The 17,646-nt window shown below is 73.7% G+C and carries 16 protein-coding genes; 9 read left to right on the top strand and 7 right to left on the bottom strand.

Annotation, left to right across the window (positions count from 1 at the left end; all coding sequences use genetic code 11):
• Window positions 1-4 precede the first annotated feature (4 nt).
• The 4 genes from AD017_RS13580 to AD017_RS13565 form a co-directional block, all read right to left on the bottom strand.
• Window positions 5-682 carry a CoA pyrophosphatase gene (locus AD017_RS13580; protein WP_010226881.1) on the bottom strand — a complete coding sequence of 226 codons (678 nt, stop codon included), beginning with the start codon at window positions 680-682 and terminating at the stop codon, window positions 5-7.
• Window positions 683-997: 315 nt separating this feature from the next.
• The gene (locus tag AD017_RS13575) at window positions 998-2,554 is read right to left on the bottom strand and encodes a glycosyltransferase family 87 protein (RefSeq protein WP_060574441.1); all 1,557 of its coding nucleotides are present in this window, start codon (window positions 2,552-2,554) and stop codon (window positions 998-1,000) included.
• Window positions 2,555-2,736: 182 nt separating this feature from the next.
• On the bottom strand, window positions 2,737-4,812 hold the full coding sequence (locus AD017_RS13570; RefSeq protein ID WP_060574440.1) for a transglycosylase domain-containing protein: 2,076 nt from the start codon (window positions 4,810-4,812) through the stop codon (window positions 2,737-2,739).
• A 576-nt stretch (window positions 4,813-5,388) separates the two neighbouring features.
• Entirely contained in the window at window positions 5,389-5,787 is a 399-nt protein-coding gene (locus AD017_RS13565; protein ID WP_010228790.1) for a DUF5318 family protein, read from the bottom strand.
• Window positions 5,788-5,987: 200 nt separating this feature from the next.
• Between AD017_RS13565 and AD017_RS13560 the strand changes: the two genes are divergently transcribed.
• The 5 genes from AD017_RS13560 (at window position 5,988) to AD017_RS13540 (ending at window position 10,173) form a co-directional block, all read left to right on the top strand.
• Window positions 5,988-6,614 carry a PadR family transcriptional regulator gene (locus AD017_RS13560; protein ID WP_010228793.1) on the top strand — a complete coding sequence of 209 codons (627 nt, stop codon included), beginning with the start codon at window positions 5,988-5,990 and terminating at the stop codon, window positions 6,612-6,614.
• A gap of 1 nt (window position 6,615) precedes the next feature.
• Window positions 6,616-7,695, top strand: a complete 1,080-nt coding sequence (locus tag AD017_RS13555) for an inositol-3-phosphate synthase (protein ID WP_060574439.1) — start codon at window positions 6,616-6,618, stop codon at window positions 7,693-7,695.
• 360 nt (window positions 7,696-8,055) lie between these two features.
• On the top strand, window positions 8,056-8,655 hold the full coding sequence (locus tag AD017_RS13550) for a C40 family peptidase (RefSeq protein ID WP_060574438.1): 600 nt from the start codon (window positions 8,056-8,058) through the stop codon (window positions 8,653-8,655).
• 103 nt (window positions 8,656-8,758) lie between these two features.
• Window positions 8,759-9,457 carry a nucleoside/nucleotide kinase family protein gene (locus AD017_RS13545; protein WP_082399607.1) on the top strand — a complete coding sequence of 233 codons (699 nt, stop codon included), beginning with the start codon at window positions 8,759-8,761 and terminating at the stop codon, window positions 9,455-9,457.
• Window positions 9,454-10,173 carry an SDR family oxidoreductase gene (locus tag AD017_RS13540; protein ID WP_060574437.1) on the top strand — a complete coding sequence of 240 codons (720 nt, stop codon included), beginning with the start codon at window positions 9,454-9,456 and terminating at the stop codon, window positions 10,171-10,173. Before AD017_RS13545 ends, AD017_RS13540 begins: the two co-directional genes overlap by 4 nt.
• Here the strand turns inward: AD017_RS13540 and AD017_RS13535 are convergent.
• Complete coding sequence (locus AD017_RS13535) at window positions 10,142-11,053, bottom strand: LysR family transcriptional regulator (RefSeq protein ID WP_060574436.1); 912 nt, start codon at window positions 11,051-11,053, stop codon at window positions 10,142-10,144. The genes AD017_RS13540 and AD017_RS13535 overlap by 32 nt on opposite strands.
• Before the next feature lie 82 nt (window positions 11,054-11,135).
• On the opposite strand from AD017_RS13535, the gene AD017_RS13530 reads away from it, so the two are divergent.
• Genes AD017_RS13530 through AD017_RS13515 form a run of 4 tightly spaced genes read left to right on the top strand, consistent with a single transcriptional unit; the run spans window position 11,136 to window position 13,871 of the window.
• Complete coding sequence (locus AD017_RS13530; protein ID WP_082399226.1) at window positions 11,136-12,095, top strand: DMT family transporter; 960 nt, start codon at window positions 11,136-11,138, stop codon at window positions 12,093-12,095.
• A gap of 18 nt (window positions 12,096-12,113) precedes the next feature.
• Window positions 12,114-12,554: a DUF1707 domain-containing protein gene (locus AD017_RS13525; protein WP_010227250.1), complete on the top strand. Its 441-nt coding sequence runs from the start codon at window positions 12,114-12,116 to the stop codon at window positions 12,552-12,554.
• Between the two features lie 58 nt (window positions 12,555-12,612).
• The gene (locus AD017_RS13520; RefSeq protein WP_060574435.1) at window positions 12,613-13,374 is read left to right on the top strand and encodes a UPF0158 family protein; all 762 of its coding nucleotides are present in this window, start codon (window positions 12,613-12,615) and stop codon (window positions 13,372-13,374) included.
• Complete coding sequence (locus AD017_RS13515) at window positions 13,371-13,871, top strand: HEPN domain-containing protein (RefSeq protein WP_010227253.1); 501 nt, start codon at window positions 13,371-13,373, stop codon at window positions 13,869-13,871. Before AD017_RS13520 ends, AD017_RS13515 begins: the two co-directional genes overlap by 4 nt.
• Window positions 13,872-13,883: 12 nt before the next feature.
• On the opposite strand, the gene AD017_RS13510 is transcribed toward AD017_RS13515, so the two are convergent.
• Entirely contained in the window at window positions 13,884-14,633 is a 750-nt protein-coding gene (locus AD017_RS13510) for a hypothetical protein (protein WP_010227256.1), read from the bottom strand.
• A 48-nt stretch (window positions 14,634-14,681) separates the two neighbouring features.
• The gene (gene leuS / locus AD017_RS13505) at window positions 14,682-17,537 is read right to left on the bottom strand and encodes a leucine--tRNA ligase (protein WP_060574434.1); all 2,856 of its coding nucleotides are present in this window, start codon (window positions 17,535-17,537) and stop codon (window positions 14,682-14,684) included.
• Window positions 17,538-17,646: the final 109 nt, after the last annotated feature.

Here is a 17,646-nt window from a genome sequence, read left to right as displayed (position 1 = left end):
GGGCTCACCGCCAGGCGAACACCGGCTGTTCCAGGTGCGCCACCCGGGTCGCGCGGCCGTGCAGCACGACCTCCCGGAACTGGTGCAGCACCGCGCCAGTGGGGGCGTGCACGAAGCGGTCGAACAGCGGCACCTGGATCACCGGGGCGTCCGACTCCGGGATGGTGAGGAACCGGGGCTCGTGGTCGATCTCCGCCAGCGGCGGGCGGTGCAGCTCGCCGACCTCGTCGGGGTTCGGCACGGGCTCCCCGGCGCCGCCGGCCCACAGCACGACCGGCGTGATCACGTAGCCGGAACGGGTGGGGTAGTCGTCCAGCAGGCCCAGCACACGATCGGGACCGAGCTCCAGACCGATCTCCTCGGACACCTCGCGCCGGCCCGCCTGCTCGGCGGTCTCGCCGTCGTCGAGGCGGCCGCCGGGCAGCGCCCACTGTCCCGAGTGCGCGCGCAGCGACCGGGCCCGCCGGGTCAGGACGAAGGCGATCTCGTCGGCCAGCGGCCCGTCCCCGGTGGCGCCAGGGACCGGGAGCAGCGTCATGGTCACGGCCGCGGCGCGCTTCCCGGCACGGTCGGCGTCCGACACGGTGTGGCGCGCGTGCGGCGGGAGGACGGTGAGTGCCTCCCCGATCCGCTCGCACAGCCGCTGCTGCACCCGGTCCGGGACCACCGCGTCGTCGCCCATGGCCCGATCCTGCCGCACCGCCCCGCACCGGCGTGGGAAGCGAGACCCCGGTCACCCCGGGCTCACCGCTGCCGCACAGGCTGCGCAGAACCGCACGGGTTCTCCGCTCCCCGCACAAGATGGAGACCGTGCGGGGAGCCCTAGACGTGTGCGGTTGAGGGCAGAGTGTGCGAGGCGGCGCCGGCCTGTGCTTCGCCGGGGCCGTGCGGGGCCGGCGCCCCCGCACGGCGACCGGGCGACCCTGCGACGCCCGGCCGAGCTGCGCGGCGATCCAGCAGAACGGCAGAACGGCAGAACGGCAGAGCGGCAGAGCGCTCAGGATCGCGTGGGCGGATCGCGCCGTTCGGACCGGTTCGGCCACGGCTCCCGGACGGCCGCGTCCCGCTCCGGAGCGCCCCGCACACGGCGCCGCTGCGGCGGTTCCGGACGATCGGTCCCCGTCGCTCCGGCGGTAAGGCCGATCTCGTCCGCTGCCACCGGTCCCGCGCTCTGTCCCGCGCCCAGCAGCGAGCTCGACGGCCCCGCGCCCGGCCCCGGCGGCACCGGGGCCGCGGCGACGGGCCCGGTCGCCCGCGGCCACACGGGGTCCGGGCCCCGTCCGGGCTCCGGCTCCCGGCGCAGGATCTGCCGCACCACGAGCACGCACAGCCAGACCACGACCGCGTCGCGGACGAGCACCGTGACCAGGAACGGCTCGACCGGCAGACCCTTGGCCTCGACCCCGAGGTACTGGTACATCCGCGGCACCCAGACGAGTGCGTCGACCGTCATCCAGGCCAGCAGCAGCCTCCACCGAGGCAGCGCCAGCACGGCGAGGGGCACCAGCCACAGCGAGTACTGCGGGCTCCACACCTTGTTCAGCAGCAGGAACGCCGCGACGACGAGGAAACCCAGCTCCGCCACCGCAGGCGGGCGCGGGGCGCGCCACGCCAGCCAGGCGATCGCGGCGAACGCGAGCACCATCAGCGCGGCGGTGACGGCGTTGAGGACGGAGGGCGCTGCACCGTCGGCGAGCCGGCCGTCGAACCCGGCCCAGCCGGTGAACCAGTACAGCGAGTACCAGATCGAGTCCGGGTCGGCCGGACGCGTGCGGTTGAGCAGGAAGAACTCCGCCCAGCCGCGTGGCCAGGCCAGCGCGACGGGCAGGTTCACCGCCAGCCAGGACCCGATCGCCGCACCGATGACCCACGCCGCACGCGGCAGGCCACCGGAGGACCGTCGTCGCCACCCGACGAGCAGGATCGGCAGCAGCAGCAACGCCGGATAGAGCTTCGCGGCGGCGCCGAGCCCGATCAGCACGCCCGCCCAGCCGGGCCGGTCCCGGCGCAGCGCGAGCAACGCGCCGGTCGCGAGCGCGACGGTGACGGTGTCGAAGTTGGTGAAGGCGTGCACCAGCGCCAGCGGGGAGAGCGCGACCAGCGCGGCGTCCCACGGGCGTTCGGGGCGGAGCATCAGCACCGCCCACACCACCGCGAGCCATCCGGCGGCGAGCCAGAACGCCGTGATGTCGAAGTAGACGACGACGTCGAGCGCGCTCGGCAGCGGCAGCCGCTCGGACAGCCACATCCACCCGTCGGTGAGCTGGGCGTTCAGGTACTGGAAGAACCCGGTGAGGACCGGGTACTCCATGTAGCGCTCGACCCGGGACCCGTCGGCCGCGGACTCGAACCAGGCGTCGCGGTAGGGGACGCCGTCGTCGGCGAGACCTTCGAGCCCGTAGAGCGGAACGGTGTCGGAGTAGCACATCGCGACGTACTGGCGGTCGTTGCGCCAGTCCAGCGCGAGCACCCCGTCCGCGGTGCGGTACTCCTGCAGGCAGGCCGCCTTGCCGAGCCAGCTCACGGCCAGCACGACGACCGCGAACAGCAGCACGGTGCGCAGCGGCGTCCAGTACCGGGCCCGGCCGACGAGCGCGTGCCTGCCGAGCGGGCCCCCGGCGATCCGGCTGGCCGAGCGCGCCAGCGGCTCGGTCCACGTCGGGACGACCCGGCCGGTCGGGCCGTCCCCGGTCCGCCGCTCCTCGGGCGGGGCGGGGCCGGGACGGCCGGCTCCGGTCAGTTGTTCTCCCCGGTCGGTTCGCCGCCGCCGTCCGGGTCCTCGTCGTCGGCGAACGGGTTGTCCCGGCCGGGGCGGTCGTTGCCCGTGGACTCGCGGGTCCGGTCGCCGCCGTCGCCGCGGCCGGAGTCGCCGTTCCCGGAGTCACCGTTGCCGGACTCGTCCCGTCCCGGTTCCCCGCTCGGCTCCGCGGTCGGCTCGGCGCTCCCGGTGGGCTGCTCGCCGGTGTCGGTGGAGGCCTCCCGTGCGGGGGGCGCCTGGCCGATCGGCTCGAAGCCGGAGAACCGTTCGACGGGGGTGCCGTCCAGCACGTCGTCCATGAACGACTGCCAGATCGACCCCGGCAGCATCCGGCCGTAGATCGGGTTCCCGGAGGAGTTCCTGATCGGGCTGTTGTCGTCGGTGCCGACCCAGACCGCGGTGGACACCGACGGCGTGTAGCCGACCGTCCAGGCGTCGTTGTTCTGGCCCTCGGTGCCGCTCTGCACGGTGCCGGTCTTGGCGGCGACCGGCCGGCCGCCGCTCAGGCCGATCCGCGAGGAGTCCGCGACGTCGGTCATCGACTCGGTGACGTTGCGCGCCACCTCGGGGTCCATCACCTGCTCGCCGGTGTCGGTCGAGCCGCGGTCGAAGATGACCCGGCCGTCGCTCGCGGTGACCTTGGCGACGAGGTACGGCTCGCGTTTCACACCGTCCGCGGCGAAGGTGCCGTAGGCCGACGCCATGTCCTCCGGGTGGACCTCGCGGTCACCCAGCGAGATGCCGCCGGTGGGGTTCGGCAGGAGGTCGCCGGGGATGCCGGCCTGGTGCGCGGCCTCGGCGACCTTCTGCGGGCCGACGTCGAGACCCATCCGGTAGAAGACCGTGTTGATCGACTTCGTCATGGCCTCCTTGACCGAGCAGCTCGCACAGCTGACGCCCTCGGAGTTGGTGACCTTCGCGCCCGCCAGGGTCTGCGGGGAGGAGCCGTCGTAGGTGGCTCCCAACCCGATCGGGTCCGGGGCCTGCAGGGCAGCGGCCAGCACGAACGGCTTGAACGACGACCCCGGCTGCTTGAGCACGCTCGCGTAGTCGAGCCCGACGCCGTTCTCGCCGCCGTAGTAGGCGAGGACCGCGCCGGTCTTCGGGTCCACCGACACCAGCGACGAGCGCAGGTTCTCCGGCTGGCCCTCCATGATGTCCTTGACCGCCCGGGTGGCGTCCTCCTGGGCCTTCGGGTCGACCGTGGTGGTGACCGTCAGTCCCTGGGTGTTGATCTCCGCCTCGGAGATGCCGAGCCTCTCCAGCTCGGCGCGGGCGGCGTTGTAGATGTGGCCGCGGTCGTCGCCGGGGATGCCGCCGCCCTGGTTTCCCGCGGACTCCCGCCACTGCGGGAACTGCTGCTGCGAGCGCTCCGCCGGGGACAGCCAGTTCTGCTGGACCATGCCGTCGAGGACGAACGCCCAGCGCTGCTGGGACATCTCGAGGTTCTTCGCCGGGTCCCAGCGCGAGGGCGACTGGATGAGGCCGGCGAGCATCGCGCCCTCGGAGGGGCCGAGGTCCTGGACGTTCTTCCCGAAGTACGCCTGGGACGCGGCCTGCACGCCGTAGGCACCGCGACCGAGGTAGATCGCGTTCAGGTAGTTCTCCAGGATCTGTTCCTTGGTCATCTCCTTGGAGATCTTCGCCGCGAGCACGACCTCGCGGAACTTCCGGAACAGCGAGTACTGGTCGTTGCCGGTGGTCACCTTCACGTACTGCTGGGTGATCGTCGACCCACCACCGATCCCGCCGGTGAGCTGGTTGATCACCGCCCGGCCGATGCCGGAGATGTCGAAGCCGGGGTTGGAGTAGAACGAGCGGTCCTCGGCGGACAGCACGGCCTGCTGCACCGGCAGCGGGACCTGGTCGAGGCCGACACTGGTCCGGTTGACGTTGTCCGGCCGGACGGTCGCGAACGGCGCTCCGTCGGCGTAGGAGAACGTGGCGACCTGGCTGACGGCGATGTCGTCGGCGTTCGGCACCGGGAACACCAGCCAGCCGATCGCGAACGCGACGAGCGGGCCGATGACCGCCAGTGCGGCCGCCCCGAGCACCCAGTTCCGGATCCGGCGCCGGCGCGACCTGCCGCCCTTCGGGGGCTCGCCGCCGTCGCCGGGACGGCGGCCGTCGCCACGTCCGGGCGGGCCGGGCGGACCGCCACCGGCGCGGCCGGGTGGCGGCTGCTGTGCCGGGTACGGGCGGTCGACCGGGTCGAAGTTGCCGACGCCGGAGTCCTCGTGGGTCAGCAGCGGCGGCGGCGACTGGGCGTACGGCGCCTGCGGCGGCGGCCGCTGACCGGGGGGCGGCCCGGGCGGGGGCCCCGGGGGCGGTCCCGGACGACCGTTCGGCCCCGGACGGCCGGGAGGCGGTCCGGGTGGCGGAGGCGGAGGCCCGTTCCGGCGGGGTCCCTGACCCGGACGGGGAGCCGGTGGGGGGAGGGGACGGCCGGGGGGCGGCGGGGGTCCGGGCGGCGGGGTGCGCCGGGGGTCACGCTCGTCGTTCACCGGGCGGCTCCGTGGGGTGCGGTCTCGCTGGTCCGCCGTCCGGGCCGGGGGAGCCCGGGGCGGTGGTCCGTTCGCGGTCCGGTGCCGTGCACGCGGTCCGGGTCGTCGCGGCGCTCGGTGTGCGGGTCATCCGCCCGCGGTCCTGGGTCCGCGGCGCTGCCGCCGGCCGGTGCCGAGGACGAACGACCGGACCAGATGGTTCCAGCCACACGCCCGGCACACCTCGACGACGTGCACCGTGAACTCGGGATGGTGCGCGGCCAGCTGCTCCAGGTCGGCCCCCGAGCGGGCCGAACCGGAGACGTGCCGGAGGCTCTCGCCGAACACCCAGGACACCTGGGCGAGCGGCTCCTTGCGGCACACCGGGCAGGTCTCGTCGACCGTGGTGCCGTGGAACCGGGCGGCGCGGTGCAGGTAGGCACCCGCATCGCACACCTCCTCCGGACCGACCCGACCGGCGCGGACGTCGCCCAGCAGCGCGCGGCGCTGCAGGGCGTAGTCCACCACCTGTCGCGGATTGAGCACCCTTCCAGGGTACGCGCGGCCGTCCGTCGTACCCACCGCCCGCCCCGTCGGAGTAGCGGTCCCGGCCCAGGTGACGGCCGTCCACCCGGGTCACGACGGTCTGTGATGACGATCATGCATGAGGCGCGCCGATGTATCGGACCGATATAGTCGTACGGGTCGACCCCGGGCGGGGCCCGGGGGTGACGAGGAGGTGTGCCGTGCTGGAGTTCGCCGTGCTCGGCCTGCTCCAGGACGGCCCGCTGCACGGGTACGAGCTGCGCAAGCAGCTCGGTCGCCGGCTGGGCGGCCCGCGGGCATTCTCCTACGGGTCGCTGTACCCGGCGCTGCGCAGGCTCGTCCGGGCCGGGCTCATCGCCGACACCGGCGATCCCGCGGACAGTGTCGCGGGTGGCCGGCTGCGGCGCGGCCGCCGGGTCTACCGGATCACCGGCGACGGGAAGGACCGTTTCGCCGAGATCCTCGACGAGGCCGGGCCACAGGCGTGGGAGGACGGAAGTTTCGGCGTGCACCTGGCGTTCTTCTCGCGGACGCCGGTGGCGACGAGGATCCGCATCCTGGAGGGTCGCCGCCGGACGGTGGAGGAACGCCGGGACGGACTGCGCGTCACGCTGGGACGCACCGGTGAGCAGATCGACCGCTACACCCGCGAGCTGCACCGCCTCGGGCTGGAGAGCTCCGAGCGCGAGGTGCGCTGGCTGAACGAGCTGCTCGCGACCGAACGGGCGGAGCAGCTCGACGAGACCATCCCCGGCACGGGAGCCGGTACGGACGCCGGACCCGGATCCGGCGGGCAACGACAGGACGAGACAACAGGAGGAGCCTGACATGAGCCAGGTTCGGGTCGCGGTCGTCGGCGTGGGCAACTGCGCGGCGTCGCTGGTGCAGGGTGTCCGCTACTACGCGGGCGCCGACCCGTCGACCAAGGTCCCCGGCCTGATGCACGTGGACTTCGGCGGCTACCACGTCGGGGACGTGACGTTCGTGGCCGCGTTCGACGTCGACGCGAAGAAGGTCGGGCACGACCTCGCCGACGCCATCTCGGCCAGCGAGAACAACACGATCAAGATCGCGGACGTGCCGCCGCTGGGCGTGACCGTCCAGCGCGGGCCGACCCTCGACGGCCTCGGGCGCTTCTACCGGGACACGATCACCGAGTCCGACGACGAGCCGGTCGACGTCGCGCAGGCGCTGCGCGACTCGGGCGCCGACGTCCTCGTGTCCTACCTGCCGGTGGGCAGCGAGGACGCCGACCGGTTCTACGCCCAGGCCGCCATCGACGCCGGGGTCGGCTTCGTGAACGCGCTGCCGGTGTTCATCGCGTCCGACCCGGAGTGGGCCGAGAAGTTCCGTGCGGCCGGGGTGCCGATCGTCGGTGACGACATCAAGTCCCAGGTCGGCGCCACCATCACCCACCGGGTGCTGGCGAAGCTGTTCGAGGACCGCGGCGTGCAGCTCGACCGCACGATGCAGCTCAACGTGGGCGGGAACATGGACTTCCTGAACATGAAGGAGCTGGAGCGGCTCGAGTCGAAGAAGGTCTCGAAGACCCAGTCCGTGACGTCCCAGGTGGACCGGGACATGGGCAAGGACAACGTGCACATCGGCCCGTCGGACTACGTGGCCTGGCTGGACGACCGCAAGTGGGCCTACGTGCGGCTGGAGGGCCGGGCGTTCGGTGACGTCCCGCTGAGCCTGGAGTACAAGCTCGAGGTCTGGGACTCGCCGAACTCGGCCGGGATCATCATCGACGCCGTGCGCGCGGCGAAGATCGCGATGGACCGCGGGATCGGCGGACCGATCCTCTCGGCGTCGAGCTACTTCATGAAGTCCCCGCCGGAGCAGTCCCGCGACTCCGAGGCGCGGGACAAGGTGGAGGAGTTCATCCGGGGCGAGGGCGACGCCTGATCACTTTCCGTTCCGGTGCCGGCCCGGACGGTGACCACGCAGGTCACCGCCGGGCCGTCGCCGTTTCCGGAGCAGGAAGTTCCCGATCCGGAATCTTCTCGGAATTGTTCGTGAGCGCAGTCATGCATTGATTGTGTGCTGCGTCATTTATTCGAACGATATGTGTTCGTAATGTGCGCGTCGGCCTTGCGCGACCGACGCCCACCCGGGGCGGAGGGGCGCGGGGTCACCGCCGGGCGACGACGCGGGCGGGAAGCCGGTCCCGGCACGTCGCTCCCTCGGCACGCCGGTCACTCCCCTGAAGAACCGGCGTTTCCGCCTCCACCGCACGCCCGGGGTGCTACTCCCGAGGATTTTCCCGTGCCCCAGCGCACCACCGCTCCGGCGCTCCGCGTCGCCGTCGTGGCCACCGCCGCCGCGGCGGCCGCCCTGTCCGTGCTCCCCGCGGCCGCGGCGGCCCCCGCCGACGCCGCCCCGGCCCCCGCCGCGTCCGTGACCCGTGACGTCGCGCCGGCCGCCACCGTCCTGCCCGCCGCCCCCGCACCCGCGGTCAACCCCGCCGCGCAGAACGTGGCCGAGGCCGCCAAGGCCGCCGCGCCCGCCGCCCGTGCCGCGGCCGCCCGCAGCAGCGCGCTGTCCACCGCGATGGCTCAGCTCGGCAAGCCCTACAGCTGGGGTGCCACCGGGCCCAGCGCGTTCGACTGCTCCGGCCTGGTCAGCTACGCCTACAAGAAGGCGGGCAAGGACGTCCCGCGTACCAGCAAGGCCCAGGCGTCGGCGGGCACGAAGGTGTCGAAGTCGAACCTGCAGGCCGGTGACCTGGTCTTCTTCTACAGCCCGGTCAGCCACGTGGGCATCTACATGGGCGACGGCAAGATCGTCCACGCCTCCACCAGCGGCGAGCCGGTCAAGGTGTCCGACATGGACGCGATGCCGTTCAACTCCGCGCGCCGGATCTGATCCGGCCCCGGACGACCGGACCGGCGGCCCCGGGACCGTGCCACGCGCACGGTCCCGGGGCCGTCGTCGTCGCGTACCGGTGTCCGGCGTCGACAATCACCGCATGAACGTCGACGGGGACGGCCCCGCCCACCCGCCCGGTGACCGCGTGACGGCCGACGGGCCCGACGCGCTCGCCCGCCGTGCCGTCCGCCTCCTCGGCGACCGGCCGCGAGTCCTGATCGGACTGGCCGGCAGCCCGGGGAGCGGCAAGACGACCCTGGCCGCCGCCCTGGCCGAGCGGCTCGGCCCGGCCGCGGTCGCCCTGCCGATGGACGGGTTCCACCTCGCCAACGTCACGCTCGACCGGCTCGGGCGCCGGGACCGGAAGGGTGCGGTGGACACGTTCGACGGGGCCGGGTTCGCCGCGCTTCTCGACCGGGTCACGTCGACGACCGGCGAGACCGTCTACGCGCCCGGCTTCGACCGGGCAGTCGACGAGCCCGTCGCCGGCTCGATCGCGATCGAGCCCGGGCACCGGATCGTGCTGGTCGAGGGCAACTACCTCCTGGTGCCCGACGAGCCGTGGGCCCGGATCCGGCCGCTGCTCGCGGCGGCCTGGTTCGTCGGGACGCCGGAGGACGAACGGTTGCGTCGCCTGGTCGAGCGGCACACCCGGCACGGCCGCACCGCGGAGGCGGCCCGGGCGTGGGCCCGTGACGTCGACGGCGCGAACGCCGACCTGATCGAGTCGACCCGTCGGCGCGCGGATCTGGTGGTGCCCGGCACCGCCGGTGCCGGATCCGTAGGTTCAGGTCCATGACCTCGCCCCGCCGCCCCCTCGCCCTGATCACCGGTGCCTCCCAGGGCATCGGCGCCGCCGTCGCGAAGCTCATCGCCCCGCGGTACGACCTGATCCTGGGCGGGCGCGACGAGCGGCGGCTGGCCGCGCTGACCGACGAGCTGACGACGGCGGGCCCCGTCACCGTGACGACCCTTCCGGTGGAGCTCACCGACGACGACGCGCTGGCCGGGGCGCTGTCCGGCATCGACCGCCTCGACGCGCTGGTGCACTCCGCCGGGATCGGCGAGCTCGGCACGGTCGCGGACACCCCGGCCGCGACCTGGCGGACCCAGTTCGACGTCAACGTGGTCGCGGTCGCGGAGGCCACCCGGCTGCTGCTGCCCGCGCTCCGGGCGGCCGGTGCCGACGGCGGCGCGGACGTCGTGCTGGTCAACTCCGGTTCCGGCATCGCCGCGCGGGCGGGCTGGGGCTCCTACGCCGCGAGCAAGTTCGCGCTGCGCGCCTTCGGCGACGCGCTGCGGGCCGAGGAGTCCGGCAACGGCATCCGGGTCACCTCGGTGCACCCGGGCCGGGTGGACACCGCGATGCAGGAGCGGGTCGTGGCGCACGAGGGCGGCGAGTACGACGGGTCGCGGTTCCTGCGGCCCGAGTCCGTCGCCTCCGCGGTGCTCGCCGCGCTGACCGCGACCCGCGACGCACACCTCACCGAGATCGTGGTGCGCCCGCAGGGATAGCAGCGACCGCACGCAGCTCGTCCAGCGCGGCGAGCACCGGCGGGGTGTGGGCGGCCGCGTCCCGCACGACGGCCAGGATCGAGCGCACCGGCACCGGCCGGACGACCGGCACCGCACACGTCCCGGCCGGGATCCGGACCGCACCGAGCTCGGGCAGCACGGTGATCCCGATCCCGGCCGCGACGAACGCGAGCGCGGTCGGGTAGTCGTGCGCCTCCACGTGGAACGGCGGGCGGAACCCGGCGGCGGTGCACGCCTCGACCAGGTTGCGCCGGCACCATCCGCGGGCGAAGTCGTTGTCCACCCAGCGCTCACCGGACAGCTCGGCCAGCTCGATCTCGGCGCGGTCCGCCAGCGGATGCGTCTCCGGCAGCACGGCGACGTACGGGTCGTCGAGCAGGTGGTGCGCGGTGAACCCGGGCCACGCCTCGAAGTCCGGCCGCTCGACGGCGATCTGCAGGTCGGAGCGGTCGGCCGGGTCGTCGGGCAGCCACTCCCGCAGGGCGAGGTCCAGCCGGACGCCCGGGAACTCGGTCCCGAGCCTGCGCACGACCCGGGGAAGCCAGGCGCCACCGACGGAGGCGACGTACGACAGCGACAGCGCGCCCGTCCGCCCCGCCCGGAGGTCCGCCACGACGACCTCGGCCTCGCCGAGCCGGGAGAGGATCGCGTCGGCCTGGTCGGCCAGCACCAGCCCGGCGGCCGTGGCCCGCAGCCCGCGGCCGGCCCGCTCGAACAGCGCCAGGCCGGTCTCGCGCTGGAGTGCGGTCACGTGCTGGCTCACCGCCGACGGCGTGTAGCCCAGGTTGGCGGCGGCGCCCTGCACCGAGCCGCTCGCGACGACGGACCGGAAGACGCGCAGACGATGGGTGTCGAGCACCCCCGGACTGTACAGCCGTACTGAATCCAGCGGTAGGAACAATCGCTGGTGCTGAAGTGTGCCGGACGGCAGTCTCGGATCCATGACGCTCTCCCGGCAGGTGCTCCCCCTCGCGGCCGCGGCGACCACGGTCGTCCTCTGGGCGTCCGCCTTCGTCGGGATCCGGGCGGTCGGGCACGACCTCTCGCCCGGCGCGCTGGCGCTGGGGCGGATGCTCGTCGGGTCACTGACCCTGACCGTGATCGTGCTGGTCGTGCGGGGCCGCCGGGGCGGCCCGCCGCTGCTGGGACGGCGTCCGCCCACCCGGGGCCTGCTCGGCGCGGTCGCGCTGTGGGGCGCCGCCTGGTTCGGCCTCTACAACCTCGCGCTCAACGCGGCCGAGCGGCACCTCGACGCGGGCACCACCGCGCTGCTGGTCAACGTCGCGCCGGTCGTCGTCGCCGTCCTCGCCGGGCTGCTGCTCGGCGAGGGGTTCCCGGCCCGGCTGCTGGCCGGGATGGCGATCGCGTTCGCCGGTGTGGTGCTGATCGCGACGACGACCTCGGCGGGTGGCACCGACGTCGCCGGGGTGCTGCTCGGGCTGGTGGCCGCGCTCGTCTACGCCGGTGCCGCCGTCGCGCAGAAGCGCCTGCTCGCCCGGCTCGACGCCCTGACGGTGACCTGGCTCGGCGCCGTCGCCGGGACGGTCGCGCTGATGCCCTACCTGCCCACGCTGCTCACCGAGCTGGGGTCCGTGCCGGCCACGGCGATCGCGGGCACCGTGTACCTCGGCGTCTTCCCGACCGCGATCGCGTTCCTGACCTGGGGATACGCCCTGTCCCGGACGACGGCGGGCCGGCTCGCCGCCGCCACGTACGCCGTCCCGCCGATCGTCGTCCTGCTGTCCTGGGGTCTGCTCGGGGAGATCCCGGCGCCCCTCGCTCTGGCCGGCGGGGTGCTGTGCCTGGCCGGCGTCGTCGTCGCCACCCGGCCCCGGCGCCGGCGCACGACCGCCGGGCCCGCCCCGGAGTCGGTCGGAGGACGGATCCCCTCCGGCCGCTGACTGGCTACCCTCGGATCCATGGGGGAGCAGCAGGGGGACGACGGCAAGGCGCTGATCCGGGTGTCGGACGCCGACCGTCAGGAGACCGCCGAACGGCTGAAGCTCGCGCACGACGAGGGGCGGCTGTCGCTGAGCGAGTACGACCAGCGCCTGCAGAGCGCCTACGCGGCGACCGTCCGGGCCGATCTGGACGTGCTCGTCGCGGACCTGCCGGTGGTGAAGCGCAAGCACCTGCCGGCGGTCCGTGCGGAGAAGGCGGAGGCCGAGAAGGCCGAGGCCACACGGGAGTACGTCAAGGAGTGGCGGTCGTGGGCCGGGGTCGCGGTGCTGCTCACCGGGATCTGGGCGGTGACCTCGCTGGCCGCGGGCGACGCCGTCTTCTTCTGGCCGGTCTTCCCGATCGGGATCTGGGGTGCCGTGCTCGTCGCACAGCTCTTCTGGGGCGGCGACGACGACTGAGGCGGGCTCCCCGGCCCGATTCCCCCTGCGGCGGCGGGCATCGGCCTAGAGTCGGTCCATGCTCGATCCCGGCCGCGTCGACCTGGCCGCGCTGGCGGACGCGCTCGACGACCGGTCACCGGACACCCGCTGGTACCTCGACCCGTCGGGCGGCGGGATCGCGGCGTACGGCCCCGGCGAGACCGGCCCGCCGCCGGGCGGCTGGGTGGAGATCGACCGGGTCACCAGCCGGGAGTCCTACCGGGACATGTCGGACTTCACCGCGGGCGTGCAGCACCGCAGGGCGGCGGCACTGCTCGACCGGGCGATCGACGGCCGCGGGGCGTTCCGCCGGTTCAAGAACACGCTGTTCGAGTTCCCCGAGGTCCGCGACCAGTGGTACCGGTTCCGCGACGCCCGTTCCCGGCGCCGCGCGGTCGACTGGCTGGCCGGGGCGGGGCTGATCACCGAGCCGGACGCGGAGCGCCTGCGCGCCCGGTACCCCGATCCGGACCCGTCGAACGACGACGTCCCCGCCGCCGTCGCCGACGACCTGGCCGTGCTCTACGGCCCGCGACTGCGCCAGGTGCTGCTGTTCGGTTCCTGGGCCAGCGGCGAGGGCTCGGTCGAGTCGGCGATCGACCTCCTGGTCGTCCTCGACGACGACCGCGCCTCGATCCTGGCGTGGGAGGAGCTGCGGGCGATGGACGACGTCCTCTGGCAGCACACCGAGCGGACCGGCCTGACGATCAGCGCCCTCCCGGTGGGGCAGCACGAGCTCACCCGGCCCGGGGACCCGACGGTGATCCGTGCGCGTGCCGAGGCGGTGCGGGTGCGGTGATCCCGATCCCGCCGCACGAGGAGCACGACGAGCCGGGGGAGGACGGGGAGCGCCGCACCCGGTCCGGGATGGCACGGGCCCGCACGGAGCTGGGCGGCGCCCGGGTGCTCGCCGAGCACGGGTTCACCGACGCGGCCGTCTCCCGGTCGTTCCACGCCGCGTTCCGGGCGGCCGAGACCGCGCTGCTGGTCCTGGGGGAGACCCGGGCGGAGCACTCCGACGTCGTCAGCGCGTTCGTCCGGCGGGTCGTGCGCGAGCGGTCGCTGGACCCCCGGGCCGGACGCCTGCTGCGGTCGCTGTTCAACCGGCGCGGGCTGGCCGACCACTCCGACGTCGGCGCACCGGAACGGGAGGCGAAGTCGGCGCTGGACGACGCCGCGTTCGTGATCGACGCCGTCGAGTCCTGGCTGGCGGAGCCGTCGTTGAGCCGGCCGCCGGACGCGGTGGAGGGCGCCACCCGGCGTCCGGCCAGGCCCCCGCGCCGGACGGCCCGCTGACCGGGGCCCGGGTCAGAAGAAGTCGCCGCCGAAGTCCCCGAAGTCGCCGAAGTCCCCGTCGCCGCCGTCGAACGCGCCCGGGTCCTCGAGGCCCCCGTCCATGCCGTCCGCACCGGCCCCGTCGGCGAACCCGTCGGCGTAGGCGGCCTGCTCGGCACCCGCCATGCCGCTGAACATCGACGAGAACAGCAGCGCCGACCCGACGCCCCAGGCCCCGGCGACCAGCGCCGGCTTCCACCAGGGCTCGGAGTACCAGCCGCGCGGGACCGGGCGGCCCGCGACCGTGCCACCGGGGTAGTAGTGGTTGTTGCGCTCGGTCGGGTTCGGCGAGGCGCCCAGCGTGCGGCCCTCGACCTCGACCTCACGGTCCTCGGTGACCTGACCGGCGCGGGCCTGCCCGGGCAGCGGCGGGAGCTCGGGTCCGGGGTCCATGCCCATCGCGCTGCGGGCGGCGTGCACGTAGTAGAGGCCCTCGTACGCCGTCTCGGTGACCTGGCGGCACTGCGCGGCGGTGCGGGCCTGCTCCATCTGGGAGCCGGCCGCGGTGTAGCGCTCGGCCGCGTCGGCCAGTGCCTGACGGCTGGGCTCGTCGGTGCCGTGCAGCGACAGGACCTGGCCGCCGAGGCGCTCCACCCAGCGTCGGGCGTCGGCCTTCGCGTCGTCGAGGGCGGCGGCCTTGTCCGCGTTGTGCCGGCGGACTAGCCACACCACACCGGCGACGACGGCCAGCGCGACGATCAGGGTCAGCAGTGCTCCGGTCATGTCGGACCTCCCACCCGGACAACGGGCGGGAGGTCCGGGGCGTTCCCGCTACCGGACGATGTTGACCAGACGCCCGGGCACGACGATGACCTTCTTCGGCTCCGCGCCGTCCAGCGCCGCGGCGATCTTCTCGTCCGCCAGTGCTGCCCCGCGGATCTCGTCCTGGCCGGCGTCGGCCGGGACGGTGACCCGGGACCGGACCTTGCCGTTGACCTGGATCGGGTACTCGACGGTCTCCGCCACCAGGTACCGCTCGTCGGCCTGCGGGAACGGTGCGTAGGCCAGCGACCCGTCGTGGCCCAGCTTCTGCCACAGCTCCTCGGCCAGGTGCGGCGTCAGCGGCGCCATCATCAGCACCAGCGGCTCCGCGACCTCGCGCTCCACCGGCGCAGCACGCTTGGTCAGCAGGTTGTTCAGCTCGATCAGCTTCGCCGCGGCGGTGTTGTAGTGCAGGGCGGACAGGTCCTCCCGCACACCCGCGACGGCCTTGTGCAGGGCACGGCGGACGTCGTCGGAGGGCTCGGCGTCGACGACCGTCGACTCGCCGGTGCCCTCGTCGACCAGGTTGCGCCAGACCCGCTGCAGGAACCGCTGCGGCCCGACGACGTCACGCGTCGACCACGGGCGCGAGGCGTCCATGGGGCCGGTGTACATCTCGTACAGCCGGAAGGTGTCGGCGCCGTAGCGCTCGCACATCTCGTCGGGCGTCACCACGTTCTTCAGCGACTTGCCCATCTTCCCGTACTCCTGGGTGACGGGCTCGCCGTTCCACGTGAAACCACCATCAGGTGACTCCACCACCTCTTCGGCGGGCACGTACATGCCGCGGGCGTCGGTGTAGGCGAAGGCCTGGATGTAGCCCTGGTTGAACAGCCTCCGGAACGGCTCCTCGCTGCTCACGTGGCCCAGGTCGAACAGGACCTTGTGCCAGAACCGCGAGTACAGCAGGTGCAGCACCGCGTGCTCGACACCGCCGACGTACAGGTCGACACCGCCCGGGTCGTCCGCGGCGCGCTCCGGGTCCTTGCCCACCCAGTACCGCTCGGCCTCCGGGGACACGAAGCGCTCGGAGTTCTCCGGGTCCAGGTAGCGCAGGTAGTACCAGCAGGAACCGGCCCACTGCGGCATCGTGTTCGTCTCGCGCCGGTACGTCCTCGGCCCGTCGCCCAGGTCCAGCTCGACGGTCACCCACTCGTCCGCCCGGGACAGCGGGGGCTCGGGCTCGCTGCCGGCGTCGTCCGCGTCGTAGGTCTTCGGTGCGTAGTCGTCGACGTCGGGCAGTTCGACGGGCAGCCGGTCCGCGGGCAGCGAGACCGGGCCGTGCTCGTCCCAGACGATCGGGAACGGCTCGCCCCAGTAGCGCTGCCGGGAGAACAGCCAGTCCCGCAGCTTGTACTGGACGACGCCCTCGCCGGCGCCGCGTGCCGCCAGCCAGTCGGTGATCGTCCGCTTCGCGTCGTCGACGTCCAGCCCGTCCAGGCTGATCTCGTCGTTCGCCGAGTTGATCGCCGGTCCGTCACCGGTGAAGGCCTCGCCGTCCCAGCCCTCGCCCGGGTCGACGGTGCGCACGACCGGCAGGCCGAACGCGGTCGCGAAGTCCCAGTCCCGCTGGTCCTGGCCCGGCACCGCCATGATCGCGCCGGTGCCGTAGCCCATCAGCACGTAGTCGGCCACGAACACCGGGACGGAGGCGCCGTTCACCGGGTTCACCGCGTACGCGCCGGTGAAGACGCCGGTCTTGTCCTTGTTCTCCTGGCGGTCCAGCTCGGACTTGCGCCCGGCCTCCGCGCGGTACGACGACACGGCGTCGGCCGGGGTCGCGGCGCCGCCGGTCCAGCGGGCGTCGACCTCCGACGGCCAGGCCGCCGGGACGATCGTGTCCACCAGCGGGTGCTCCGGGGCCAGCACCATGTAGGTGGCGCCGAACAGCGTGTCCGGCCGGGTGGTGAAGACCTCGATCGCGTCGGCCCCGTCCTGGACGGGGAACCGGACCCTGGCGCCCTCGGACCGGCCGATCCAGTTGCGCTGCATCGCCTTGACCGACTCCGGCCAGTCGACCCGGTCCAGGTCGTCGGCCAGCCGGTCGGCGTAGGCGGTGATCCGCATCATCCACTGCTTGAGGTTGCGGCGGAAGACGGGGTAGTTGCCGCGCTCGGAGCGCCCCTCGGGGGTGACCTCCTCGTTCGCCAGCACGGTGCCCAGGCCGGGGCACCAGTTCACCGGCGCCTCGGAGATGTAGGCCAGCCGGTGCGCGTCGACCAGCGCGCGGCGCTCGCCCTCGGACAGCGCGCTGTACGGACGTCCGTCCGGGGTGGCGCGCTCGCCGGACTCGTAGGCGGCCCGCAGCTCGGCGATCGGGCGGGCGCGGCCTGCCTCGGCGTCGTACCAGGACTCGAAGATCTCCCGGAAGATCCACTGGGTCCAGCGGTAGAACGGGATGTCGGTGGTCGACACGGAGCGGCGCGGGTCGTGGCCCAGGCCCAGGCGGCGCAGCTGCTCGCGGTACCGGGCGATGTTGGCCTCGGTCGTGGTGCGCGGGTGGGTCCCGGTCTGGACGGCGTACTGCTCGGCGGGCAGCCCGAAGGCGTCGAAGCCCATCGGGTGCAGCACGTTGTGCCCGGTCATGCGCAGGTAGCGGCCCAGCACGTCGGTGCCGATGAAGCCCAGCGGGTGCCCGACGTGCAGCCCCGCCCCGGACGGGTACGGGAACATGTCCATCAGGTAGAACTTCGGCTTCTCCGAACCCGGCTCGCCGGGGTTCGGGGCGTGGAAGGTCTGCTCGGCCTCCCAGAAGTCCTGCCACTTGCGCTCGATCCGGCCCGCCATCGCGGCGTCGTAGCGGTACGCGGGGCGGTCGGGGCGCTCACCGCCGGCGGCGGGGGCGGTGCTGGTCTCGGTGCTCATGTCCGTCTCACCTCGGGAAACCTGTCGCGACGGCCCGTCGGGGCCCGGAACACGCTGCGACCCCTCGCACCGCGTGGGCATGAGGGGTCGTCGCCGCGCCGATCGGTCC

Origin of the sequence: Pseudonocardia sp. EC080619-01 (genome assembly GCF_001420995.1) — a bacterium.
Classification (GTDB): Bacteria; Actinomycetota; Actinomycetes; order Mycobacteriales; family Pseudonocardiaceae; genus Pseudonocardia.
This window is presented reverse-complemented; position numbering and strand designations above follow the sequence as displayed.